We start from the raw sequence: 26016 nt of genomic DNA on the forward strand, positions 1-26016 counted from the left end.
CCCCCTTGCGAAGACTCTCCTGCGAAGCGGAGACCACCATGACCACCGACCCGACCTCGACGCAGACCTCCCCCGACCCGAAGGACGTCCGCACCGCCGTCTCCTCCGGCGTCATCGGCACCGCCGTGGAGTACTACGACTTCTTCGTGTACGGCACCGCGGCGGCGCTCGTACTCAACAAACTGTTCTTCCCGACCTTCTCCCCCGCGCTGGGCACGCTCGCGGCGTTCGCGACCTTCGCCGTGGGCTTCGTGGTACGGCCGATCGGCGCCATCGTCCTCGGCCACGTCGGCGACCGGGTCGGGCGCAAGAAGGCGCTGGTGTTCTCGCTGGTGCTGATGGGCGTGGCCACGTTCGCCATCGGCCTGCTGCCGACGTACTCCACGGCGGGGGTTCTCGCGCCGATCCTGCTGGTGACGCTGCGGCTGGTCCAGGGGCTGGCCCTGGGCGGCGAGTGGGGCGGCGCCACCGTGCTCGCCTCCGAGTACGCCTCGCGCGGCAACCGCGGCTTCCTCGCCTCGTTCGTCCAGCTCGGCTCGCCGCTCGGGCTGCTCATGTCCAGCGGCGCGTTCGCCCTCGTCGGTCTCGGCTCGGACGAGTTCGTCCAGAGCTGGGGCTGGCGGATCCCGTTCCTGGCCAGCGCCGCCCTGGTGGCCATCGGCCTGTACATCCGGGTCCGGATCATGGAGTCCCCCGAGTTCAGGCGCGCGACCGCGGCGGGCGAGATGTCCACCCGCGCCCCGCTCGTCGAGGTGTTCACGTACTCGTGGCGGCAGGTGCTGATCGCCATCGGCATCCGGTTCGTGCCCGACATCGGCTTCTACATGGCCGCCACGTTCCTGGTCAGCTACGCGACGACGAGCATGAACTATCCCCGTGGAGCCATCCTGACCTGCGTGATGGTCGCCGCGGCGATCGAGCTGTTCACCATCCCGCTCTTCGGCCGGCTGTCCGACCGCGTCGGCCGCAAGAAGGTCTACCTCTTCGGGGTCGTGGCCATGACCGCGCTCGCCTTCCCGCTGTTCGCCCTGCTCGACAGCGGCTCGATCTTCCTGACCGGCGTCGGCGTGACGCTGGCCCTGGCCGTCGCGCACGCCTCCACCTGGGGGCTGAGCGCGGCGATCAACTCGGAGCTGTTCCCGACCCGGTACCGGACGACGGGCGCGGGGCTCGGCCTCAACGTCTCCAACATCGTCGGCGGCGGCCCTGCCCCGCTCATCGCGTCCGCCCTGGTGATCAGCGCCGGCGGCGGGTCGTGGCTGGTGTCGCTGTACATCGTCGCGGCCGGGGTGATCAGCCTGATCGCGATCGTGTCCATGTCGGAGACCTCCGGCCGGGACCTGGCCGAGGACTACAGCAGGCGCCCGGCCCCCACCGGCCTCACCCCCGAGGTGCGGGGTCAGGCCCTGTGACCGTGCTCGTGACGGGCTTCCCCGGGCACCCGCCCGCCCGCGCCCTGGCCGCCCTCGACACCCAAGGGAACCGTTCATGACCCGACCCGCTCTCGCCCTCGGCGGCACCACCTACAGCTGGCTGCACCAGGCCCCGTTCCACGACGCGCTGCGCGGCCTGGCCGCGACCGGGTTCCGGCAGATCGAGATCACCACGGCCGCGCCCCACCTGCAGACGAGCGGCTTCGGCGCGTACGAGCGCCACGAGCTGCGCCGCGAGCTGGCCACGCTCGGGCTGACCGTCACCTCCGTCAACCCGGGCTTCCTGGACATCAACCTGATCAGCCCCAGCAACGACTTCCGCCGCGCCAGCCTCGACGCCGTCCTCGGCGAGATCGAGCTCGCCCACGACCTCGAAGCCCCGATCGTCATCCTCATCCCCGGCCGCAGGCACGCGCTGTCCCCCGCGCCCGCCGACGCCTGCCGCTGGTGGCTCGACCAGGCGCTGCGCCTCCTCCTGGACCGGGCGGGGAAGCTGGGGGTGACGATCGCCCTGGAGACCAGCCCGTACGGCTACCTCGGCGACGCCTCCCAGCTCGCGCAGGTCGTCGACGAGATCGCCGCCCCGAACCTCGGCATCGCCTACGACGTCGCCAACACCATCAACCAGGAGGACCCGCTGGACGGCGTCCGCACGGCCGGCCACCGGATCCGGATCGCCCACATGAGCGACACCTGGCGCGGCCGGTGGGCCCACACCTCCCCTGGACGGGGCGAGGTCGACTTCGCCCGGTACGCGGAAGCGCTGCGCTCCATCGGCTTCGGCGGCGTCACCGTCTTCGAGCTCATCGACCTCGAACCGCCCCTGCCACGGCTGCACGACGACATCGCCGCCTTCGAGAAGCTGGGCTGGAGCCTGGACCATACCGGCACGGTGCCCTGGCGCCCGGCCGGCGCGGCGTCGTCCAGCGGTTAGGGATAATCCGGTCACGGCAAGTGCGGCAGATCCTGACAAGACCTGTGGACGTGTTCTCGTTACGATGCGAGCGGCATCCGGCCATGTGAGGCAACGTGCCGGAGGACGTAGCCGGAGGGCAACGTGTACGGCGTCGCGTGGTTCGGCATCCTCGGCCCGCTGGAGGTGACGGCGGCGGGCCGGCCGATGCGCGTCTCCGGCCGCAGCCAGCGAGAGCTGCTCGCGGTGCTGCTGCTCAGGGCCAACCGGCTGGTCTCGATCGACCTGCTGATCGAGTCGGCCTGGCCGCACGCGCCGCCCGCCAGCGCCAGGCGGCAGGTGCAGAACGCGGTGGGACGGCTGCGGAACACGCTGACCGGCGGCGGCCTGCCCGGCGACCTGATCGAGACCCGCCCCGGCGGATACCTGCTGCGGGCGATGGCCGACGAGCTGGACACGCTCACCTTCGAGCGGCACGTGGAGCAGAGCAGGCGGGCGAGCGCGGGGCGGCAGTGGGACAAGGCGGTGGCCAGGCTCCGCGCCGCTCTGGCCCTGTGGCGCGGCCAGCCGCTGCCCGACCTGGACAACGATCTGGTGGTGGCCGAGGCGCGGCGGCTGCAGGAGCGGCGGGTCGAGGTCCTGGAGGAATGCCTGGACCTGGAGCTGAGGCTGGGCCGTCACCACCAGGTGGCGGGAGAGCTGGCGGCACTGGCGGAGGAGCATCCGCTGAGGGAGCGCGTCTGCGCCCTGCTGATGCTGGCGCTGTACCGCGACGGCCGTACGGCGGAGGCGTTACGCGCCTACCAGCGCACCCGCCAGGAGTCCGTCTCCGAGCTGGGCCTGGAGCCCGGCCCGGAGCTGCGGCGCCTGGAGCAGGCGATCCTGACCGGCGACGACTCCTTGAAGCCCGAGCCGGCCGTGTCGAGCCCGAGCCGCCCACGCCAGCTACCGCCGGACATCTCGGACTTCACCGGCAGGGAGGGCGTCGCGGAAGAGCTCCATGGCCTGTTGCGCGAGGGCGGCCCCGGCAACGCGGTCACCGTCGTGTCCATCGCCGGGCAGGCGGGGGTGGGCAAGACCACGCTGGCCGTCCACGTGGCCCACCGGCTGACCGGCCGCTTTCCCGACGGCCAGCTCTACGTGAACCTCCAGGCGTACCCGATGGCGCCGGCCGACGTGCTCGCCCGCTTCCTGCGCGCCCTCAGCGTCCCGGAAGCCGACCTCCCTCGCGGGCTGGAGGAGCGGGCCGAGGAGTATCGGTCGCGGCTGGCCGACCGGCGCGTCCTCGTGGTGCTGGACAACGCGGTGGACGAGGCGCAGGTCCGCCCGCTGATCCCGGGAGGGCGGGGGTGCGGCGTGCTGATCACCAGCCGCCGCAGGCTGGCCGGGCTGCCGGGAGCGCGGCTGACCGAGCTGGAGGTCCTGAGCCTGGACCAGGCGGTGAGCCTGCTGACCCGGATCCTGGGCCGCGAGCGCGTCGCGGCCGAACCGCGGGCGGCCCGCGGGCTCGCGCGGTTGTGCGGCGGGCTGCCCCTCGCCCTGCGCATCGCGGGCGCGCGGCTCCTCACCCAGGACTGGCCGCTGGAGCGCCTGGCCGACGCCATGGCCGACGAGCGCGGCCGGCTCGACGAGCTCTCCTACAGCGACCTGGAGGTGCGCGCCAGTCTCGCGCTCAGCCACCGCGGCCTCAGCGAGCGGGCCCAGCGGCTGCTCCGCCTGCTGGCTCACCTCTACGCGCCCGACGTCGCCGCCTGGACCTGCGCCGCGCTGCTCGACCTGGAGGTCGCCGAGGTGCGCCCGCTCATCGCCGAGCTGGTGGAGGCGCGGCTGCTCGCGGTGTCGGGCGCCCGCTATCACCTGCACGACCTGGTCCGCCTGTACGCCAAGGAGACCGGCACGCAGGATCCGGCGCCGGCCGTCGCCAGAGCCCTGGGCGGCTGGCTGGCCCTGGCCGAGCGGGCGCACACCGTCCTGTCCGGAGGCGACTTCGCCACACTGCACGGCACCGCCGCGCGCTGGACGCCCGCCGTACGTGAACGGGCGGCGGCCATCACCGAGGACCCGCTGGCCTGGTACGACACCGAACGGGTCAACCTCGTCATGGCGGTACGGCAGGCCGCGGACGCCGGCCTGGACGAGCTGTGCTGGGATCTCGTGGCCAGCTCCTACACCCTGTTCCTCACCCGGGCGCACAACGACGACTGGGAGGAGACGCTCAGGTGCGCCCTGGCCGCCACCCGCAGGAGCGGCAACCGCAGGGGAACGGCGGTCATGCTGATGGGCCTGGGGCTGCTGGGCGCCTACCGGCACCAGTACGCCGAAGCCGTGGTCGTGCTGGAGGAGTCGGTCGGCACCTTCCGCGACCTCGGCGAGCACCGCGGCCTCGTCTACGCCCTGGGGGTGGCCGCCCACGTGGACGGCATGCTCGGCCGTTACGAGCAGGCCGTCGTCCGTCACGAGGACGCGTTGCGGGCCCATCGCGCCCGGGGTGACCGTGGCGCGGAGATCCTCCTGCTCAGATCCCTCGGGCAGCTGCTGGTGGAGATCGGCGCGTTCGACCGGGCGCAGCCGTACCTGGAGCAGGCTCTGGAGGCGGGGCGGGCCGGTGACCCGCGCATCCGGGCCGAGGTGTTCTACTGGCTGGGCCAGCTTCGGCTCGGGCGCGGGGAGATCGACGGGGCGGAGGCGGCGTTCAAGGAGATGCTGGGCATCTCCGAGGAGCTGCGCGATCCGCGCGAGGAGGCCGAGGCCCGATACGGCCTGGGCCTGGTCCGGCTGGAGACGGGGGCGCTGGGCGCGGCCACCGGGCTGCTGCGGGAGGCCCTGGAGCTGAACAGGCCGCTCGGCGAGCCGCTGACCGATGGCAGGATCCGGGTCGCGCTGGGCATGGCGCACCACCGGCGCGGGGAGGCCCGCCAGGCGATCGATCAGCTCTCCGCGGCGATCAGCACCTTCTCCGGCCTCGACGCCCCGCTGTGGGAGGCCCGCGCCTGCCGGGCGCTGAGCGAGGCGCACGGTGACGCCGTCGCCGCGCGGAGGCTGCGGGAGCGCGCTCGTGACCTGTTCCTTCAGGTCGGCTCGCCGGAGGCCGAACACGTGCACTTATGACGGACTTATGACGGCGGAAGCTCAGACTGAGCCTGTTTTGACTTCTCACTCTCAGGAGTCATCGTGCTCAGCAGAATCCTCATCATTGTCACGCTGTTATGCGGCGGCCTGACCGCGCCCGCGCTCGGGGACACGGCCACCCGGATGGCGCCGCCGGAGCTGGACTGGCGCGCGGCGCTCGGGAGATCGGCCGCCCCGCCGGGCTCGCCACGGGTCACCCCGATCCGCTCGGGCGCCGAGGTGCGCAGCACCCCGGCGCCCGAGCCGGAACGCACCGAGCTTCCTGCCGCGACGTCGGCCGAGGTGAGACTGGACGCGAAGGCGCAGCGCGTCGGACCGCTGGAGGTGAGCGGGGCCGCCGGCACGACCGCGCGGGTGGAGGTGCTGGAAGAGCGGCCGGGCCTGCCGGGGCTGCTGTTCCGGATCTCCGCGGCCACCAGGGTCTCCGTCGACTTCGCCGGCTTCGCCGAGCGCTACGGCGCGGGATACGCCGACCGGCTCAAGCTCGTCCGGCTCCCCGAGTGCGCCCTGACCGGCGGCTGCGAGCGCCGGCGCGCGCCCTCGCTCAAGGACGGCACCGACCGCCCGGTCGTGCCGTCGGTGAAGAGCGGGACCAGGCTGAGCGCGCAGGTCCCCGCCGGGCTGTTCGCCGTCACGGCCGGCCCCGAGGGCGAGGAGGGCTCGTTCAAGGCGACGCCGCTCGCGCTCTCCGGCGACTGGCAGGTCATCACCGGGTCGGGGAACTTCACCTACAACTACGACGTGCCGCTGCAGCAGGCGCCCGCCGGCCCGACGCCGTCGCTGAGCCTGAGCTACTCCTCCGGCGCGGTGGACGGCATGGTGTCGGGCAGGAACACCCAGAGCGGCCCGATCGGGCTGGGCTGGGGCGACTTCGCCGACGCCTTCATCGAACGCCGCTACAACTCCTGCCGCGCCGACGGCCAGGGCTCCGACGACCTGTGCTGGAAGTCCGACAACGCCACCATCTCGCTCAACGGCCGATCGGGAGAGCTGGTGCCGCTGCCCGGGACGCCGACGAAGCAGTGGCGGCTCAAGGACGACCCCCGATGGCGGATCGAGCAGTTGACCGGCGCGAAGAACGGCGACAACGACGGCGAGCACTGGAAGGTGACGACCCCTGACGGCGTGCAGTACTTCTTCGGCCGCGGCGTCAACCCCGACGTCGGCGTGGAGACCCACTCGGCGTGGACGGTGCCGGTGTTCGGCGACGACGCGGGCGAGCCGTGCAACGCCGAGACCCCGCTGCCGTGGTGCGCGCAGGCGTGGCGGTGGAACCTGGACCTGGTCATCGACCCGCACGACAACGTCCAGCAGTACGAGTACCGCAAGGAGATCAACCACTACGCCGCGCTGAACGGCTGGCCCGGCTTCGAGCACACGCAGTACGTCCGGGGCGGCGCGCTGGAGCTGCTCAAGTACGGCAAGCGGCGGGCCGCCGGCGAGACCGAGCCGTCGGCGCGGGTCACCTTCGACCTCGACTACCGGTGCGTGGACCTGGCGGCGGGCTGCTCACAGCCGACCGCGGCCACGGCCGCGAGCTATCCCGACACCCCGGTCGATCTCATGTGCTTCACCGAGGTGTGCGCCGAGCACTCCCCGACGTTCTTCACCGCGTTGCGGTACGTCTCGCTGACCACGCAGGTCGAGGTGGGCGAGGAGGAGTTCGCCGACGTGGACCGCATCCTGCTCTCCCACGCCTTCCCCGACCCCGACCCGAACCGGACCGGCGACCAGAAGCTGTATCTGACGGCGATCCAGCGCAAGGGCATGTCCGAGGAGGAGCGGATCACGATGCCGCCGGTGACCTTCTGGCCGGCCTTGCTGAGCAACCGGGCCGACACGGCGGGCGGCCTGTCGGCGATGCCGCACTACCGGGTCGGCGTGGTGACCAACGAGACCGGCGGGCAGGTCATCGTCACCTACGGCCGGCCGCACCCGTGCCCGAGCCCGATCCCCGATCCGCCGAACTGGCACCTGAACACCCGCGACTGCTTCCCGCACTGGCACGCGCCGGACGGCGGGGCCGCGGGGTTCGCGGTGTTCCACAAGTACGTGGTGACCCAGGTGGAGCAGCGTGACACCGTCGGCGGCAGTCCGCCGATGATCACCTCCTACAAGTACGGCGACCAGGTCGGCGCGGGTTTCCCCAACGCGGCCTGGCATCACGACCGGGACGAGTTCGTCCCCAACGCCAACCAGACCTGGTCGGAGTGGCGCGGCTACGCCGACATGCTGGTCACGCAGGGCTCCGGGCGTACGCAATACCGGCTCTTCCGCGGCATGAACGGCGACAGGCTGGCCGGGGACCCGTTCCCGGGGCCGGGCTCGCGGGTGGCCAGGACCTCCAGCCTGGACGGCACCGTCACCAACGTCAACGACGAGAACTGGCTGGCCGGCGGGGTGCTCGACCAGCAGGAGCTGCGCGCCGACGGCAGCGTCGAGCACGGCACGGTGACCGGCTACCACACGCAGCGCACCGTGGACGCCGCCGGGCCCGATCCGCTGGACGACGCCTGGTTCGTCATGCCGGGCGACCGGGTGGAGCGGCGGCGCGACCCCGCCGGCGGCGCTCTGGTGCGCAGCCGCTCCCAGACCGTCTACAACGGGCTGCTGGGCACGCCGGACAAGGTGATCGAACACGGCTGGCTGGCCTCGGCCGGTGACGAGCGGTGCACGGTCACCGTGCCCACGGTGAACACCGACCGCTGGCTGCTGGACCTGCCCGCGTCGGTCACCCGCTACGGCAACGCCACGTGCGACGGGCCCGAACTGGCCCGGGAGGAGTACGCCTACGACGGCGGAGCGTTCGGCGCGGCGGCGACGTCGCGCGGCGACCGGACCGGCGCACGAGTCAAGATCACCAGCGCGCCGGTCTGGGCGACGACCACCACGACCTACGACAGGCTGGGACGGCCGCTGAAGGTGACCGACCCCAACGGGCACACCACCACGACCGCCCACACCCCGGCGATCAGGTATCCGGCGACCACGACGGTCACCGACCACCTGGGGCACAGGACCACCACGACCTGGTTCCGCCCCCGGCAGGCGCCGGAGGCGACCACCGACGCGCGGGGCGCGCGGACCAGCTTCTCCTACGACGCGCTGGGCCGTACGCGCACCGTGCACCGGCCGACGGAGCAGGGCGGCGCCGCCTCGTACGAGTTCGGCTACGACCTCGACCCCGGCAAGACCAGGCCGGGCGTGGTCCGGACCCGCAGACTCCAGGACACCACCAGGTACGTGGACTCCTGGGTGCTGCACGACGGCTGGCTGCGTCCGCGCCAGACCCACGTGCTGTCCCCCGAGTCCGGCAAGGTGATCGTCACCGACACCCGCTACGAGGGACGCGGCCTGGTCGCCGCCACCTCCCAGCCGCAGGCTCTGACCGGCACGGCCGGAGCCGGCCTGCTCCCCGTCCCGGCGGGCGGCTGGGCAAACGACGAGACGACCGCTTATGACGAGCTCCGCCGTCCCGTCTGGCAGATCTCGTGGACCGCGGGCGCCGCCCGGCGCTCGGTCGTCACCGACTACACGCACGACTCGGTGACGACGACCCCGCATCCTCTGGCGGGCGGAGTCGTCCGCACGGTCAGCGACGCCCACGACCGCGTGACCAGAGTGGAGGAACGCGACGGCGCCGCCTGGCGCTCCACCCAGTACGGCTACGACAAGGCCGACCGGCTCACCACCATCACCGATCCGGCGGGCAACACCATCACCAACACCTACGACCTCGCCGGGCGCAAGATCGCCACAACCGATCCCGACCTGGGCGCCTGGACCTACGGGTTCGACGCGGCCGGGAACCAGACCAGGGCGACCAGCGCCACCGGCACCCAGGTGCACACCCTCTACGATGCCCTGGACCGCCCCGCCGAACGCCGCAGGGACTCCCCCACCGGCGCCCTGCTCGCCAAGTGGGAGTACGACGCGGCCGGGGAGACGGGCCTGCTGGACAAGACCACCCGCGTGGAGGGCGGCAGCTCCTACGTGGTGGACGTCACCGGCTACGACGGCCGGGCCAGGCCCACCGGCCAGACCTGGATCTTCCCCGACGCCGCCTACACCGTCGGCTACGGCTACGACGCCGCCGACCACCCCACCCGCATCACCTACCCGGCCGTCGGCGGGCTGCCCGCCGAGACCGTGACCACCACCTACAACGACGCCGGCCTCGCCGCCACCATGACCGGCGCCGCCGAGTACGTCTGGGCCGCCCTGTACGACGACCGGGCCCGCTCGGTGTGGAACCTGTCCGGATCCAGGTCCGTGCCCTTCAGCCGGGTGACGGAGTACGACGCCGACCAGCGCGTCAAGGCGATCAAGGCGGGCGGCGGCGACACCACGCTGCAGGACCTGCGCTTCACCTACGACGACACCTTCGGCGACGTCGTCGACCGGCTCACGACCCTGAACGGGCAGTCGTGGCGCGAGTGCTTCGGCCACGACGACCGCCGGCGCCTCACCCGCGCCTTCACCACGACGGGCACCTGCGCGACCGGCGCCCCGGGCACCGGCGCCAACGCCTACGACCACACCTACACCCTCAGCGTGGACGGCAACCTCACCCAGCGGGCCGAGGGCGGCACGCCGATCGCCTACGCCTATCCGGCCGCCGGCGGCGCCCGGCCGCACGCCCCCACCGCGGTCGGCGGCGACACCTACACGTGGAACGCCAACGGCGACCTGGCGAGCCGTACCGTCTCAGGCCGGACCGAGACGCTCACCTGGAGTCCCGAACGGCTGCTCCTCGCCGCGGGAAGCTCCAGCTTCGTCTACGACGCCGACGGCGAACGCCTGCAGCGCAAGACCCCGGCGGGCACGACCCGCTACATCGACGGCCACGAGATCACCGGATCGAAGGCGGTGCGCACCTACAGGTTCAACGACACGCCCATCGCGATCCGCACGGCCGGCGGTGTGGAGTTCCTGGCCGCCGACAATCAGGGCTCGGTCCAGCTCAGCGTCCCCACCGGCGCCACGGCCGCCTCCCACGTCAGGTCCTACCAGCCGTACGGCAGGCCGCGCGGCACCGGCACAACCGCCACCGACCGCGGCTGGATCGGCCAGATCGAGGACGCCTCCACCGGGCTGAGCTACCTCAACGCCCGCTACTACGACCCCTCGATGGGACGGTTCGTCTCCCCCGACCCGCTCTTCGACGTCGCCCGGCCGCAGACCCTGAACCCCTACGCCTACGGGCTCAACAATCCCACGGCCTTCTCCGACCCCAGCGGCCTGATCCCCGACGCGTGCGCCTTCGGAGAGGTCAAGTGCTCGTTCAACGGCAAGGGCTGGATCAACGTCCAGCCCGTGCCCTCGACCCCCGACCCGCCGCCGGCGGCCCAGGAGCTGTGCGCCCCCGGCAGCTCGGGCAACAACCATCCCGCCTGCGGCCCCAGGCCCGAGCGCGCCACCATCACAGGCGATGAGGACCTCACCGTCGAGGACCTCGCCGAACGCGTGAACGACGGCACCGACACCGCGCTCGACGTCACCGACCTCGGCATGGAGCTGTGCACCGACTCCCTCGGCTGCGCCAAGATCACCGAGTTCGTGGAGATGACCGACGGCATCGGCTACGCCACCGGCGCCCTGGGCGTCGTCATCGACTGCGAGTCACAAGGCTGGACCAGCCAGGCGTGCGTCAAGGGGGCCATCCTGGAGGGCGGCCAGCTCATCCCGGGGGTGGGGGTCGTCTTCCTCACCCTGGACGTGCTGGACCAGTTCGGACTCGTGGATCCCGTCATCGACTTCGTCCAGGAGCTCTTCACCAGCGACGGCCGCAGCCCCGTACGGACGTGCGACTCCGGCTCCAGGCCGGAATACGGGTGCACGCACCTGCCCAGCGGAGGGCAGGGCGAGCACACCGGCTCGGCCGGGGTGCCGCCGCCGTGCGAGGGCTGCGCGGCTCCGCAGGCGGGACCATGTCCGGTGAGGGGGTGCGACCACAACAGTTACAACCTGGATGACTGACGACTGGATGGGGGAACGTCCGGCAGCCCTCTTCATGGGCTGCCGGACTGATGCGCAACCTCGCCAACGCATTCGGTATCGCGTGAGACTGCTGTGGGACGGCCTGTGTAGCGTTGCCGAGGATCTAGGGGAGGCCGTGGTGACACGTCAGCACGCGACAGGCGCCGGCGCGTCGGCGCAGGCCCGATATCGGGCGACCTGGCGGGCGGGACGATCACGCCGATGGCTGGTGCGGGCGGCCCTGGCGGTGGCCGCGTTCGCGGCGGTGACCTGGGCCTGGACCTGGCAGGCCGGGCTGCTGGCCGCGGCGGTCGCGGCGCTGGCGGACACGGTGCAGCGGTGGCGGGTGCACTCAGCGGCGGCGGCCTGGCGCAAGGGCGCGCTCGGTGAGCGAGCCACCGCACGACGGCTGCGGGCGCTGGAACCGGCCGGGTACACGGTGCTGCACGATCGGGCGCTGCCGCGCTCACGCGCGAACCTCGACCACCTGGTGATCGGCCCGGGCGGGGTGGTGCTGGTGGATTCCAAGCGGTGGCATCGCAACACCAGCATCCGCGGCCACGGCGGCCGGTTGTGGATCGGCCGCCGCCCGGCCGACTCCCTGGTGAAGGCGACCGTGTTCGAGGCGGGCCGGGTCGGTGAGGTGCTGCGCGCGGCCGGGTGGCAGGTGCCCGTGGTGCCGGTGGTCGCGGTGCACGGGGCCAAGCTGCCCCGCTGGGGTGCGCTGACGGTGTCCGGCGTGACGATGTTGCGGGCCGGGAGGTTGTGCGGCTGGATCCGCCGTCACCCGCCGCGCCTGTCACCGGAGCAGGTGGCCTCCGTCAGCGCCGCCGCCGAACGCATCTTCCCGCCGTACTCGGCCGCCGAGTAGCGACGGCTTCCTCTCAGCGGCCGACCTCGCGATCGCCAGGATCCCGATCTCGTCGCTTGCCGGGTCGCACCCGGCCAATATTTGACCGTCGCCCTGCCCGGGCCCAGAGCCGCCGCGGGTAGGCCGACAAGCAGGCCGTGCCCGCCAGACGGTTCGTCCACGTACGCCACGAGGAGTACGCCGCGCTGGCCGCCGTGGGCTACGCCAAGTTCACCGGCCGGCCCGCCGCCTGCGTGGCCACCTCCGGCCCCGGCGCGCTGCACCTGTTGAACGGCCTGTACGACGGCAAGATCGACGGCGTGCCGGTGCTGGCCGTCACCGGCATGACCTACCACGACCTGGTCGGCACGCACTTCCTGCAGGACATCGACAACGACAAGGTGCTGGAGCCCGCCTGCACGTTCAGCGAGCGCGTGATGGGACCGGCGCACGCCCTCGCCGTGACCGACCGGGCCGTGCGCGCCGCCCTCTACCAGCGCGCGCCCGCCCACCTGACGATCCCCATCGACACCCAGTCCTGGACCGGGGAACAGGACACGGCGTCGGAGAAGAACATCCCCGGCCACCTCTCGGCCGCCGGCCAGCGGCACGTCCAGGTCCCGGCCGAGGACGACCTCGCGCGGGCCGCCGAGCTCCTCAACTCCTGCGCCAGGATCACCGTCCTGGCCGGCGCGGGAGCCCGGTTCGGCGCCGGAGAGCTGCTGGAACGACTCGCCGAGACGCTGGGCGCGCCGATCGCCAAGGCGGGCCTCGGCAAGGACGCCGTTCCCGACGACAGCCCGTGGTGCACCGGCGGGATCGGCTTCATCGGCACCCGGGCCTCACAGTGGGCGATGGAGAACTGCGACGCCTTCCTCATCGTCGGCAGCAGCACCCCGTTCTACGACTTCTGGCCCGAGCCCGGCCAGGCGCGGGCGGTGCAGATCGACGTGGCCGGGGACCGCATCGGCATGCGCTACCCGGTCGAGGTCGGGCTGTGCGGCGATGCCGCCGCCACGCTGGCCCTGCTGCTGCCCCTGCTACGGGTCCGCGAGGACCGCTCCTTCGCCCGGCGGGCGCGCGAGCTGTACGACGAGTGGTGGCAGCTGCAACAGCGGCGGGCGGCCGACCCCGCGGTGCCGATGAAACCGCAGGCGGTGACGTGCGCGCTGAGCGAGATTCTCCCCGACGGCGCGATCCTCACCGGCGACGCGGGCACGGTCAGCTCCTGGGGCTCGCGGGTGATGCTGCGCCGCGGCATGCAGTTCTCCTTCTCCGGCACGTTGTGCTCGATGGGCTCGGCCGTGCCGTACGCGATCGGCGCCCAGATCGCCTACCCCGACCGGCCGGTCGTCGCGTTCGTCGGCGACGGCGGCCTGAGCATGTGCCTGGGCGAACTGGCCACGCTCGCGCAGCACCGCCTGCCGGTCAAGGTCATCGTCCTGCGCAACGACACGCTCGGCCTGGAGGTGTGGGAGCAGAACGCCTACCTGGGCAACCCGCAGTACGGGTGCGAACTCTCACCGGTCGACTTCGTCAAGGTCGCCGAAGGCTGCGGCCTGGCCGCATTCCGCGCCGAGCAGAGCGGCCAAGTCACCGACGCGCTCACCCGGGCCTTCGCCCACGACGGCCCCGCGCTCGTCGAATGCGTGGTGGATCCGCACGAGCCGCCCTTCGGCGAAACCGTCAAACCGGACCAGGTCGGCAAGATGCTTCAAGCGTACGAACGAGGAGAGAAAGCCGCGGCCCCCATGTCCGCCAACCTGCTCGCCCCGGGCCGCCCGGCCCTGTCCCCAGGCGTCGCCCAGCACCAGGACGACCTCGCCCGCCACGCCCGCGACCCGAGGCGATGAAGCGCCCCTTTCACCAACTCGGCCGGTACGGCCTCTGCCAGTCCACCCCCGCTCACGCCACCGCGTTCAACTTCGCGCAAACAACGCCCGGGTCGAGGGATGGCGGCGGGTCGCCCGGGAATGAGGTCCCTGTTGTGGCGTCCTGTCCCCCCGGAGGCACCCCGGGGGGAGTGATGAGCACCGAGACCGAGACGGCCGCCGCCGCGCGCAAGCTGTCGCTGCCGACCCTGACCGCCATGGTGGTCGGCTCCATGGTGGGTGCGGGCGTCTTCTCCCTGCCGCGCAACTTCGCCCAGGCCACCGGCGTGTGGGGGGCGGTGGTCGCGTGGCTGGTGGCCGGGTTCGGCATGCTCATGCTGGCCTTCGTCTTCCAGCTGCTCGCCGTGCGCAGGCCCGGGCTGAACGCGGGCGTGTACGCCTACGCCAAGGCCGGGTTCGGCGAGTTCCCCGGGTTCCTGTCGGCGTTCGGGTACTGGGCCAGCGCGTGCGTCGGCAACGTGTCGTACTGGGTGCTGATCAAATCCACGCTCGGCGGCGTCGTGCCCGGCCTCGGCGAGGGCAACACGCTGCTCGCCGTGGGCATCTCGGCGATCGGCGTCTGGGCGTTCCACGCCATGATCATGCGCGGGGTCAAGGAGGCCGCCTCGATCAACAAGATCGTGACGGTCGCCAAGCTCGTCCCCATCCTGCTGTTCGTCATCATCGTCGCGGTGTCGCTGCGCGGCGGCGTGTTCACCGGCAACCTGTGGGGCGACGGGCCCGCCTCGGCGGGCGCACTCTTCGAGCAGGTCAAGGCCACGATGCTGGTGACGGTCTTCGTGTTCCTCGGGGTCGAGGGAGCCAGCGTCTACTCCCGCTACGCCCGGCGGCGCCAGGACGTCGGCCGGGCGACGGTGCTGGGCTTCCTCAGCGTGCTCGCGCTGTTCGCCTCGGTCTCGGTGCTCTCGTACGGAGTGCTGCCCCGGCGGGAGCTGGCCGGGATCCGCCAGCCGTCCATGGCCGGGGTGCTGGAGTCGGTGGTCGGGCCGTGGGGGGCGGCCTTCATCGGCGCCGGGCTCATCGTCTCCGTGCTGGGCGCGTACCTGGCCTGGACGCTCATGGCGGCCGAGGTGCTGTACGTCGCGGCCAAGGACGACGACATGCCGGCCTTCCTCAAGCGCGACAACGGCCGGGACACGCCGGTGGCCGCGCTGCTGCTGACCAGCGGCCTCATCACCGCCGTGCTGGCGATCACCCTGTTCTCCGACGACGCCTTCGCCTTCACCCTCAAGCTGTGCAGCTCGCTGTCGCTGGTGCCGTACCTGCTGGCGGCCGCGTACGCGCTGAAGATCTCACACGCGCCCGAGCGCGGCAGGGACCTGCTGGTGGCGGGGCTCGCGGTCGTCTACACCGCGTTCCTGATCTTCGCGGCGGGGCTGAAGTTCCTGCTGCTGTCCTGCGTCATCTACGCCCCCGGAATGATCCTGTTCGTCCTCACCAGGCGCGAGCGCGGCAGGCCCGCCTTCTCGCCCGGCGAGCTGGCCCTGGCCGCCGTCATCCTGATCGGCGCGGTCGCCGGCGTCGTGGCCCTGGCCGCCGGCCTGATCACCATCTGAGCGGGAGAGCATCGTGACCACCAGATTCGGCGTTCACTCCGAGGTCGGCAGGCTGCGGCAGGTAATCGTGCACCGGCCCGAGCTGAGCCTGAAACGCCTCACCCCCTCCAACAAGGAGGCGCTGCTCTACGACGACGTGCTCTGGGTCAGCCGCGCCCAGATCGAGCACGACGAGTTCGCCACGGTCCTTCGGGAGCGCGGCATCGAGGTGCTCTACCACCAGCGGCTGCTCGCCGAGGCGCTGGACGCGACGCCCGAGGCGGCGCGGCACGCGGTCGAGCGCATGGTCACCCACCTGACGGTCGGCCCCGCACTCGTGGACGAGGTCCGCGCCGAACTCGCCTCCTGGGACGGCGCCACGCTGGCCGCCCACCTGATCGGCGGGCTGACCAAGGAGGAGTTCCTCGACGCGGCGCAGCCGCGCAGGGCGGGCTTCGACGCGCGCTCGCTGGTCACCGCCACCGCGGGCACCGGCTCGTTCATCCTGCCGCCGCTGCCCAACTCGCTCTACCAGCGCGACCCGTCGGCCTGGCTGTACGGCGGAGTGGTGCTGAACCCCCTCTACTACCACGCCCGCCGGCTGGAGACGATCAACCAGAGCATCGTCTACCACTTCCACCCCATGTTCGCCGGCGGCGACTTCGCCTACTGGTACCCGCCCATGGGCGACGACGGCGGCTTCGACGAGGAGGACTTCGGCCGGGCCTCGCTGGAGGGCGGCGACATGATGCCCATCGGCAACGGCGCCGTGGCCATCGGCATCAGCGAACGCACCAGCCCGATCATGATCGAGCACCTGGCCATGGAGCTGTTCGCCGCCGGCGCCGCCCATCGGGTGCTCGCGGTGAACATCCCGCCCAGCCGCTCCTACATGCACCTGGACACCGTGTTCACGCTGCTGGACGCCGACAAGGCCACCGGCTACCCGCCCGTCGTCGAGAACGCCGAGGTGTACTCACTGCGCCCCGGCGACCGGCCGCGCACGGTGGAGGTGCACCGCGAGCCCGGCCTGGCCGCCGCGTTCGCCGACGCGCTCGGCATCGGCGCGCTGGACGTCATCCCCACCGGAGGCGACGACCACCAGCGGGCCAGGGAGCAGTGGGACAGCGGCAGCAACTTCGTCGCCCTGGAGCCCGGGGTCGTGGTCGGATACCACAAGAACGAGTTCACCAACAGGAAGCTGCGCGAGCACGGCGTGGAGGTCGTCGAGATCGAGGGCTTCGAGCTGGGCAAGGGCAGGGGCGGCGGGCACTGCATGACCTGCCCGATCCTGCGCGACCCCGTCTGACCACCCGGCAACGTCATGGCGATCTCGGTGGGTGAGCCGGCAGCGGCTGGGCTCACCCGGCCTGGAGCGGCCGTTCCGCCTGCTGGTTGCCCTGTTCACTGCGCGAAACGAGATCAACGCGAGCACTTTCACTGACCGTTACGGTCAAGACGTGAGGATCATCGCCGTAGAGGATCACTGGCCCGAGTACGGAACGATCGTCGTCAGGGACACACATGGCGTCGATCCGGCATCCAGATCGCGACCGGGGCTGCCCCTGCTCGACGAGCACGCGGTGAACACGCAGCCTGGCGGCACCATCGCCAAGGCGGGCGATGGATGGTTACAGGCGTCAGCTCGCGATGCGCGCCATCACGTGCGCCTGGAGGCGCATCACGGCCCTCCCCCCTTGGACGACGCCTGGCACGACGTGGTCGAGACGCCGTACCACGCCAACACCGGTTCCGTCATGCTGACGACCGTGCACCACGGCCAAAACTACGCAGACAGGCCGCTGAGGCTCGGAGCACCGGGAATGCATCGAGTCCGCGTCTCCTGCCGCAGGACTCCGCCGGAGGTCCCCGGATTCGAAGCATCGGAGGGTGACCTCTGGCGGATGCAGTTCTGGGCGACCCCCGGGCCTCCTCAGCCTCCCCGCTGGTTCGCGCGGAACCGGCCCGCCGTACGGTCCGGGCACTCTGGCTGGGAGGCTGTTCTCGGGCTCCCCTGTCAGGAGGTGCTGCACGCCGTCCGGGTCGCCGCCCGCACCGGTGACGCCACCGAGGAACAGATCGCCACCGCTTACCAGCCATGGTCCAGCAGCTCAGGCAGTTGGAGCGCCCCGCTTTCCGACGATCTGTCGGGCTACGCCGTTCAACTGGGTGTGCCCGCACCGGCCACCCGGCAAGAGTTGCTCCGGCTCCTGGTGACGGCCGGCCTTGTGATCGCTGAAACCTCCGCCGAGGTGACCCGCTATCGTCCCGCCGCAAGCCCACCGCATGTTGAGGAGGTGCTGCGCCTGCCGGACGAGCAAGTAACCATGATCCGGAGCCAAGACGCGTTTCACCGCTACACCTCGTTCGCCGCCGACCTGGCCGCCGTGGCGGTGTGGAGCCCGGGTTGCACCGTCTCGGCAACGCTGGAGGAGCTCTCCCACCAGTTGCTGGCAACAGAAGAAGAGATTCGCGGGGCGATCCGTTACGGCACCGAACGGGGCTTCTTCAGCACCTCCGCAGACGAGGGCATGTTCACGGCGATGCCACGTCTCCCGCCACCCGAGGTGGGCCGCCAAGCCGGAAGGCTCATGTGAGGCGGTTCGAGGGCCCGTAGCAGGGTGAGGTCGTCGACCGGCGCGACATGGCCGGGTTGTCTCAGCCGGCGGGTGCGGCGACCAGGCCAGCGTGGAACAGCCCGAGGTAGGCGTCGCTGGCGGCATTTCGCCGGTCGGCCGGGTGCTCACTGATGGCGTGGACCAGGCCGCACAGGAGCTTGAGAAGATTCTCTCCGGTCAAGGTGGTTGACGGGGCCGCCTGCTTGAGGAGATCGGCGACCGCGGCGGCCAGTTCGGCTTTGGCCAGCGCGAGAGCCGGCGTCTCGTCGTCGCTCGTGATCAGCACTTCGAACAGGCCGGGCCGCTCCAGGGCGATCCGCAGGGCCGAACGCAGGAACCCGATCAGCGACTCACCCGGGTCGGCACCGCGGGCCATCTGCGCCGCCAGGTCGATGAGCTCGCGCACGGCCTCCTCGACCACGGCCTCCAGCATCGCCCGCTGAGTGGGAAAGACCCGGTAGACCGTACCGACCCCAACACCGACGCGCCGCGCGAGCTCGTTGAGAGTGAGCCCGGTCTCCCCGGCGGCGACCGCCTCACGGGCTTCCTGGAAGATCCTCTGCCTGTTGCGTACGGCGTCAGCGCGCATGCCCCTCCTCCACTCGATGTGGATAGCTTATCAACTTTCCTGCTACGGTTAAATCGATAGGTTATCAACTTGCAGGAGAGTCTCCATGACCATCGTTTTCGTGCACGGAGTCCCCGAGACCCCGTCCGTCTGGAACGGCCTCCGCGCCCGCATCGAACGCCCCAGCGTCGCCCTGCGACTGCCCGGCTTCGGCAGCCCGCATCCGGCCCACCTGCGGGACAAGGAGGACTACGCCGCCTGGCTCGCCGACCGGCTGCGCGCCATCGGCGGCCCCATCGACCTCGTCGGACACGACTGGGGCGCCCACCTCGCCATGCGGGTCGTCTCCGCCTACGACGTGCCGGTACGCAGCTGGGTCTCCGACGTCGCGCACGGCTGGCACCCCGACTACCGGTGGCACGACGCCGCCACCCTGTGGCAGAAGACCCCGGACGGCGAGCTGTCCCTGGCCTCGCTACGCGACGCCGAGCCCGGAAGCGGCGCCACCTTCGGCGACATTCTCCAGCCGCGCGGCATGAGCATGGACCTCGCCAAGGAGGTCGACGAGGTCCACGACGAGGACATGAGCACCGCCATCCTCGCCCTCTACCGCTCCGCCTGGCCCAATCTCGACGCCGACTGGGGCCAGGACTTCACCGGCCCGGCCAAGGCTCCCGGGCTCATCCTCGCCCCCAGCGGCGACCCCATGGCCCATCCCTCCCAGGACCGGGACATCGCCGAGCGCCTCGGCGCGCGCTTCACCGAACTCGAAGGCCTCACCCACTACTGGATGCTCCAAAGCCCCGACCGGGGCGTCCAGGCACTGCACGCCTTCTGGGACTCCCTCTCAGAGCGGCGGCCAGCGCCTGGCAGGTGAGCTGCTCGCACAAAGCGGCGCTCACGCCCTGGCGTGCACCCGTCGGGCGGCGACCAGGGAGGCCACCACCAGACCGGCGAGCACGCTCCAGTACAGGATGCCCCGGGCACCGGTCACCCTCAGGTTCTCGGCCAGGTAGACCAGGCCGGGAAGCAGGTAGACGGCGGCCGCCAGCGCCCAGCGGCCGTCCCTGGCGGCCGGCGTGGCGGCCAGCACCAGCAGCAGGGCCACCACCTCGACGCCGGCGGGCAGGGTCCGTAGCGTACGCTCTTGACCGCCATGCTCTTGCCGACGAGCTCCGCAGCCAGCACGTCGCGCGGCCCGGCTTAGCCGTCGCCGCCATCGAGAACGTCGACCGCGACCCGGATGGCCACGCTGTCGTCCAGCGCGGCACGGTTGAGGCGGTAGTCGTCACAGAAGCGGGCCAGGTCGGGCACCGGCACCGCAGCGGCCAGCAGCGCGGTGAAGAGAGATCACTATACGATCTGAGCGCCTTTACAAAGTAAGTCCAGCATCGGGCTAGGACGGCCCGCGTAACCCCAACGGCAGTCGCCTTCCGCGATGATGAAAGCCATGGCTCACCTTGTCGAACACATGGAACGCTTCCTCGGCCCGATCGACAGCGGCTCCCGCGGTGACGACTCCACCCCCGCAGGCGTGCAGGTCATCCGCTTCGGTCCAGATGCGCCTTTCACTGGGGTGACCACGTGGGCCACCCTTGGCTTGTCCGACCATCACCTTGGCCAGACGAGTGGACGTGGCCTCCACCAGGAGCTAGTGATGCACGTACGTCATGACCGTCAACCAGCCAATCTCGCCGGGGTGCTGTTCCAAGTCGCTGGAGAACTGGTCCAGCGAGGGCGAGGCTTGGCGCGAGGAGAGGTGATCGGCCCGCGCGGTCGCCTGTTCCCCCAAGGCGAGATGGCCGCATTGGTAGCGGCGCCTCCGGTGTATCTCCCCGACTCGTTCGCGGTCTGCGACACACCTGCCACGCCCATCGTGGTGACCTGGCTTGTTCCCCTCACCGAGGCTGAGGCGCGGTTCGTGCACGCTCACGGATGGGGTGTCTTGGAGGACATCTTCGTTGCGCAAGATCCTGACCTCACCGACATCGAGCGCGCCGGCGTGCAACTGAGAGACACCCTTTAGCCTTCCCCAATCAGGCTGGAGGGGTCCGCCTATGAAGGCGCACATCATCATCGCAGGCTCGGCTCGGTCACCGCATGCCGCTAGGTGTGCGGAGCGGATACGCCCGGCTACCTACAGATCGTATGGCGAAGCGTCTTTCGTGTATCAGCGTTCGCACGTAGGCTCACGGTGACGGTGACACCGTCACCGACCGCGCTCACCTACGTCAGAGGAACATGATCGCTGCTGCTCTCCGAGGTCCCCATGTCGCCCTTGCGCCTTGACTGCCGCCCGTTCACCGCAGGCCCAGGGAGTGGCGTGCTGATCAGCGTGTCCGATGAGCGGGATGCCGCCAACGCCGATGAGCTGGAGTCCTACATCGGCCGGATGCGCCGGCCGGTGGTGCTTGAGCTGGGCGGGCTCACCTTCATGGACAGCATCGACCTGCACGTCCTGCTGCGCGTGCACGGCGACGGGCGCCGGCGAGGCGGCTCTTTACGCCTGGCGGCGGTACGGGACGTGCCCCGAGCCGGAGCCGGGAACGTCCTGGACCTTCATAACAGCGCCGAAGCCGCCGGCATCGCCACACTGAGCCCCCCGGCACACCGCCGGCGGAGGCCGCGGTGATCCTGACGCACCGTTACCTGCCGCGGGCGTGCGTGATCACGATTGCGGGTGAGGTGGACAGCACCACCTCCGGCCGGTTGGAGACCTACATCGATCAGGTACGCCGCAGACTGGGCGAGCATCTGGTCATCGATGCCACCAGGTTGGCGTTCCTGGACAGTTCCGGCCTCGCCGTGCTGCTGGCCGCGGCCGCCCTGACCCGCGCTGCCGGCGCGGACGTGCACCTGGCCGGGCCCCGGCCACGGGTGACCCGCATCCTGGAGATCACCGGCACGCACCGGGCGATGAGCGTCCACGACCACATGACACAGGCGCTGGCCGCGATCGAACGCCACGGCGACGCCGACTCACCGGCATCGGCGTAGACCGCGCCGATGGCGCGGGAAGGGCGGGCTCCGGACGCCGGCCGGCAGCGTGTGGCCGCGGCAGCCGGCCATCCGCAGGCGGCGGTGCGTACGGTGGACGTCCCGCGGGACTTCGGCGAAAAGGCGAGGGGGCGCTACGGATGCCGATGACGCGCCTGATTCTCACACGTCGTCACCTGCCCGGCGTCACCGCGATCCACGTGGACGGCGTGCTGAACGTCACGTCCACCGCGATCCACGTGGACGGTGTGCTGGACGTCACGTCCACCGCACACCTGACCGCCTACCTCATCACCACCCGGCAGAGCCGGCGCGTTCAGCTCGTCCTGGACCTGGCCAGGCTGCGACCTGCTGGTACGGGCCGGGGCGATGGCCTGACGCCGCGCCGGTGGCCTGCACTCGGCCGCCGTCCCCTGCAGCCTGGCCGGCCACCTTGACGCGCGCCTGGCCGAGGCGGGCTTGCTGGCACATCGCGACTGGCCGAGGCAGGCTTGCCAGCACATCGCGACTGGCCCTCCACCGTGCGGGCCGGCGGCACCATCCCTGCTGCCCCAGCGCCCTGAACCTCCTGCGAACGGCCGGCCGCATGCGCTGGCGGGCTTCGTACCCGCTCAGTCGTCGCACGCTTCTACGCTGCGGGCACCGCCCCGAAGCATCCGCCCGCGACTGCGGGCGCCCCACCATGCAGCCACGGCTGCCGGGGACAAGGGAGCGGCACGTTCGGCTCGGCAACGGCTATCGGCTCGGTGGCGTGACGGGCGCCGTGCCCGCCGCCTCGGCCACCAGCCGCTCGTAGACCTCGGCCGCCGTGGTCTCGCAGCCCAGCCGGTGGCCGGTCAGCTCGCCGTGGTCGTCGCTGGACCCGGTCACGGCCAGGCCCAGGTCGGCCGCCAGCCCGCGTACGTGCGCGCGTGCGGCCGCGTCGTGGTCCATGTGGTCGGCCTCGATCCCGAACAACCCTGCCGCGGCGAGCTCGGCGATCCACTCGTCGGGCACGACCGCGCCCCGCTTGACCGCTTTCGGATGGGCCAGCACCGGCACCCCGCCCGCGGCGCGTACCAGGCGGACCGCCCGCTCGGGGTCCAGCGCGTAGCGGGACACGTGGGCGCGGCCGCCCGTCCCGATCCACTCCGGCGTGAACGCCAGCTCCGGTGCGTCGATCGCCCCGGCGGCGACCATCGCGCGGGCGATGTGCGGCCGCCCGACCGGCCCTCCCCCGGCCAGTTCGGACACCTGCTCCCAGGTCACCGGCACGCCCAGCTCGGCCAGCCGCTCGACCATCAGCCGCCCGCGCACCTCCCGGGCCTCCCTGATGCGCGCGCACTCGGCGCTCAGCTCGGGCTCCTCCGCGTCGAAGAGGTAGGCGAGCAGATGGATGCTCTGGCCCGCACGCCGGCAGGACAGCTCCATGCCCGGCACGAACGTCAGCCCGCCGGGCAGCGCCTCGACGGCCTCGGGATGCCCGGCGACGGTGTCGTGGTCTGTCAGCGCGAGCACGTCCAGGCCGCGGGCGCGGGCGCGGCGCACCACGTCGGCCGGGGGCTGCGTGCCGTCGGAGGCGCTGCTGTGGCTGTGCAGATCGATGCGCATCGTCCCTGATGGTAGGTCACACCGCGACCCGGCCGGCAGCCGCTGGAGTCGTACGAGCCGCATTGGGTTGTGCTGGCCCGTTGGTTGCCGCCGTCTGCGGGCCACGGCGGTACCTCTCGCTGACAACCGGCTCGCTGCGGGCGTCTCCGAAGTGACCAACCGCCGCTTTGAGCAGCTCTGGAAGCTCAGCCCGGACGAACGCTCCGGTGGACGATCTCCCGCTCGCCCTTGCCCGGATACGCCATGATGAGCAGCCGCTGCCCACTCCGTGCCTCGCCCTTCCAGGGGAACCAGGCGTAGTGCACGCGGATGCGGTAGTGCCCCTTGCGCCCGTTGAGGGCGAGGTTGGGCAGTTCGGTGCCGCTGAGGCTGTCGTAGAGGACGATCTCGCCGCCCGGGCTGTCGTAGCCGACCTCGACCACCTTGTCCCAGCCCTTGGTCTCGACGGGCGGCCGGCGGGTGTAGGTCTCCAGGGTGACGCAGAGGTCGAAGTCGGGGTGGGTCATGACGGCGAGGATGCCGCGCGCGGAGGAGACCAGCCCGTTTCCGGGGTCCATGTCCGGCTCGGTCTCCTCCTCTCCTTCTCCCTCGTACGTCTGCAGCACGCCGTAGTCGGTCCACTGCGGCTCCTTCATCCGGATCGCCTGGACCGGCTTGATACGGGGACGGTGGCGCGGCGTGGCGTCGCACATGGCTTGGGAGTCGGCCTGCATCGCCGCGATCTCCTGGTCCTGCTCGGCCTTCGCGGCCTGGACGATGGCGGTGGCGCTGGGGCAGATGCCGGCCAGGGGATGGGTGAGGGCCGCGCGGTCGAGCTTCAGCCGGGCCAGTTCGCGCGGGTCGTTGCGGGTGTGGACGCCGCACAGGCGGCGCCCGTAGGCGAGTACGGCCTGGTCGGGCGTGGTGTCGGGGAACACGTGCAGGGCCTGTGCGCCGTAGTCGCCGCGCAGGGAGCAGACGAACTTCTGCTCGGCCGTCAGCTCGCGCGGCTCCGCCTCGCCCATGTCGATCTCCCACTGCTCGGGCACGTCGCAGTCCGTGACGGGGCCGCGGGCCATGTCCGCCGCGGGCAGCAGGCACAGGGCCACGGCCGAGGCGAGCCCCGCCAGCAGAACGTGGTGGCGCACGCGGTGAGCGGGCCGGGCGGCGTACAGCAGGAGCAGGATGAGGCCGGAGGCGGTGAGCGCGAGCGCGTACCAGAGCGGGGAGATGCCGGGTGACAGGAGCTGAGCGCCCTCATAGGGGACGGTGGCGCCCGGCTCGACGTAGAGGCTTTCCGGGTAGAGCCACAGCTCCCCGAAGAAGGTGGAGCGCTCCGCGGCGAACGCGCTCACGGCGCCGGCCCCGCCCAGCAGGAACAGGCTCAGCGTCGTAGCGCGCAGTAACGTGCGCGTCCGCCGCCGCACCGCGACCAGAATCAGCACCGCCGGCGCGCCGACGCCGACGAGGAGGTCGAGCGCGAACCAGTACGCGGTGGCCTCCGCCCCGGTGTACTCGCGTACCGCGTCGCCCAGCACGTTCTTCGGTCCGAGCCAGAACGGCACTCCCCGCGCGAGATTGACGGCCGCGGGGACCAGCGGGAGCACGATCGCCACGGCCGGCAGCGGCCACCACCTGGCGCGCGCCCGCACAGGCTCCGTCCGGGGCGCGGGAGGCTGGAGCGTGCCCAGGTCGTGCGCCGACCGCGCCCACCAGACCAGCGAGAAGACCGAGACCGCGCCCAGCAGCGAGGGAATCAGCGACTCCCAGGGCACCGCGTCCGAGCCGCTGAACGCCACGATCGAGGTCGAGCCGGACGAAAGGAGGGAGAACAGGACCGCGATCACGCCCGCCCGTACCGTCGCGCCGCTCCAGCGCGGGTCCCGCGCCTGCGCCACCAGCAGCGACGCCAGCCACACCGACCACAGGGCGTCCAATGCCCAGGTCCAGTTCTGCCCGGCGAACAGGAAGTTCCCCGTCTGGTACGCGATGGTGGTGACGACGTCGTACACCAGGCTGAGCGTGCCGGTCGCGAGCATGAACACTCGCGTCCAGCGGCGGGTGGTCTCCCGCAGCACGCGGAAGAACAGCCAGATCACCACGAGCTCGATCACATCGGCGACCACCGACGTCCACCACAGGTAGGGGATCGGCAGTCGCCAGGTCAGGACGTACACAACCGTCGCGTAGAGGGCGACCCGCAGCCATCGCACCTCCCGCCCATACCGCGCCGGTTCTCCCCGCAGCCGCCCGCGCAACACCTCCCGATACGCCCAAGCCTGCACCGCCGCGATCGGCACCAGCAGGGCGAGCAGCCACGGCCACGCCTCGATCTCGTCCGCCAGGTATCCGTCCGGGTCCGCCACAACCCTCCACAGCGGGACGAGGTCGCCGGTGACCAGTCCGACGATGGCGAGGACGATCGCGGCGGCCACGTAGAGAGCCGCGAAGCCTGCGGCAAGCCGGCCGAAGCGGTGGCGGCGCATGAGGCACTCCGGGATGGGGATGGGGAGGAAAACGCCCAACCCTACTG

The 26016-nt window shown here is 71.5% G+C and carries 18 protein-coding genes; 14 read left to right on the plus strand and 4 right to left on the minus strand.

Annotated elements, in window-relative coordinates:
- Positions 1-38 precede the first annotated feature (38 nt).
- From ABD331_RS41385 to ABD331_RS41425, 9 genes are all read left to right on the plus strand, one after another.
- Positions 39-1412, plus strand: coding sequence for an MFS transporter (locus tag ABD331_RS41385; protein WP_344487827.1), 1374 nt, complete (start codon positions 39-41; stop codon positions 1410-1412).
- A 76-nt stretch (positions 1413-1488) separates the two neighbouring features.
- A complete protein-coding gene (locus ABD331_RS41390) occupies positions 1489-2367 on the plus strand; it encodes a sugar phosphate isomerase/epimerase family protein (RefSeq protein ID WP_344487829.1) in 879 nt (292 codons plus the stop codon).
- Between the two features lie 123 nt (positions 2368-2490).
- Positions 2491-5454, plus strand: a complete 2964-nt coding sequence (locus ABD331_RS41395) for an AfsR/SARP family transcriptional regulator (RefSeq protein WP_344487831.1) — start codon at positions 2491-2493, stop codon at positions 5452-5454.
- Between the two features lie 63 nt (positions 5455-5517).
- On the plus strand, positions 5518-11454 hold the full coding sequence (locus tag ABD331_RS41400) for an RHS repeat-associated core domain-containing protein (RefSeq protein ID WP_344487833.1): 5937 nt from the start codon (positions 5518-5520) through the stop codon (positions 11452-11454).
- Between the two features lie 139 nt (positions 11455-11593).
- Positions 11594-12325, plus strand: coding sequence for a nuclease-related domain-containing protein (locus tag ABD331_RS41405; protein WP_344487835.1), 732 nt, complete (start codon positions 11594-11596; stop codon positions 12323-12325).
- Positions 12326-12462: 137 nt separating this feature from the next.
- Positions 12463-14157, plus strand: a complete 1695-nt coding sequence (locus tag ABD331_RS41410; protein ID WP_344487837.1) for a thiamine pyrophosphate-dependent enzyme — start codon at positions 12463-12465, stop codon at positions 14155-14157.
- Between the two features lie 173 nt (positions 14158-14330).
- Entirely contained in the window at positions 14331-15752 is a 1422-nt protein-coding gene (locus ABD331_RS41415) for a basic amino acid/polyamine antiporter (protein ID WP_344487839.1), read from the plus strand.
- A 13-nt stretch (positions 15753-15765) separates the two neighbouring features.
- Entirely contained in the window at positions 15766-17040 is a 1275-nt protein-coding gene (locus ABD331_RS41420; RefSeq protein ID WP_344487841.1) for an arginine deiminase, read from the plus strand.
- Between the two features lie 31 nt (positions 17041-17071).
- Complete coding sequence (locus tag ABD331_RS41425) at positions 17072-18328, plus strand: DUF6042 family protein (protein WP_344487843.1); 1257 nt, start codon at positions 17072-17074, stop codon at positions 18326-18328.
- 61 nt (positions 18329-18389) lie between these two features.
- Here the strand turns inward: ABD331_RS41425 and ABD331_RS41430 are convergent, their stop codons facing one another.
- Complete coding sequence (locus ABD331_RS41430) at positions 18390-18938, minus strand: TetR/AcrR family transcriptional regulator (protein ID WP_344487845.1); 549 nt, start codon at positions 18936-18938, stop codon at positions 18390-18392.
- 85 nt (positions 18939-19023) lie between these two features.
- On the opposite strand from ABD331_RS41430, the gene ABD331_RS41435 reads away from it, so the two are divergent.
- Positions 19024-19794, plus strand: a complete 771-nt coding sequence (locus ABD331_RS41435) for an alpha/beta fold hydrolase (protein ID WP_344487847.1) — start codon at positions 19024-19026, stop codon at positions 19792-19794.
- 21 nt (positions 19795-19815) lie between these two features.
- Here the strand turns inward: ABD331_RS41435 and ABD331_RS41440 are convergent, their stop codons facing one another.
- Positions 19816-20025, minus strand: coding sequence for a hypothetical protein (locus ABD331_RS41440; protein WP_344487849.1), 210 nt, complete (start codon positions 20023-20025; stop codon positions 19816-19818).
- 342 nt (positions 20026-20367) lie between these two features.
- Here ABD331_RS41440 and ABD331_RS41445 point away from each other — a divergent pair, with 342 nt between their 5' ends.
- The 4 genes from ABD331_RS41445 (at position 20368) to ABD331_RS41460 (ending at position 22351) form a co-directional block, all read left to right on the plus strand.
- On the plus strand, positions 20368-20943 hold the full coding sequence (locus ABD331_RS41445) for a suppressor of fused domain protein (protein WP_344487851.1): 576 nt from the start codon (positions 20368-20370) through the stop codon (positions 20941-20943).
- Between the two features lie 297 nt (positions 20944-21240).
- Complete coding sequence (locus ABD331_RS41450) at positions 21241-21549, plus strand: STAS domain-containing protein (RefSeq protein WP_344487853.1); 309 nt, start codon at positions 21241-21243, stop codon at positions 21547-21549.
- Positions 21546-21914 carry an STAS domain-containing protein gene (locus ABD331_RS41455; RefSeq protein WP_344487855.1) on the plus strand — a complete coding sequence of 123 codons (369 nt, stop codon included), beginning with the start codon at positions 21546-21548 and terminating at the stop codon, positions 21912-21914. The genes ABD331_RS41450 and ABD331_RS41455 overlap by 4 nt, the downstream gene beginning before the upstream one ends.
- A gap of 146 nt (positions 21915-22060) precedes the next feature.
- Complete coding sequence (locus ABD331_RS41460) at positions 22061-22351, plus strand: hypothetical protein (protein WP_344487857.1); 291 nt, start codon at positions 22061-22063, stop codon at positions 22349-22351.
- Positions 22352-22649: 298 nt separating this feature from the next.
- On the opposite strand, the gene ABD331_RS41465 is transcribed toward ABD331_RS41460, so the two are convergent.
- Positions 22650-23504, minus strand: coding sequence for a PHP domain-containing protein (locus ABD331_RS41465; RefSeq protein WP_344487859.1), 855 nt, complete (start codon positions 23502-23504; stop codon positions 22650-22652).
- A 185-nt stretch (positions 23505-23689) separates the two neighbouring features.
- Positions 23690-26008: a hypothetical protein gene (locus ABD331_RS41470; protein WP_344487861.1), complete on the minus strand. Its 2319-nt coding sequence runs from the start codon at positions 26006-26008 to the stop codon at positions 23690-23692.
- Positions 26009-26016: the final 8 nt, after the last annotated feature.

Source organism: Nonomuraea monospora (genome assembly GCF_039531895.1).
In the GTDB taxonomy this organism is placed as follows: Bacteria; Actinomycetota; Actinomycetes; order Streptosporangiales; family Streptosporangiaceae; genus Nonomuraea; species Nonomuraea monospora.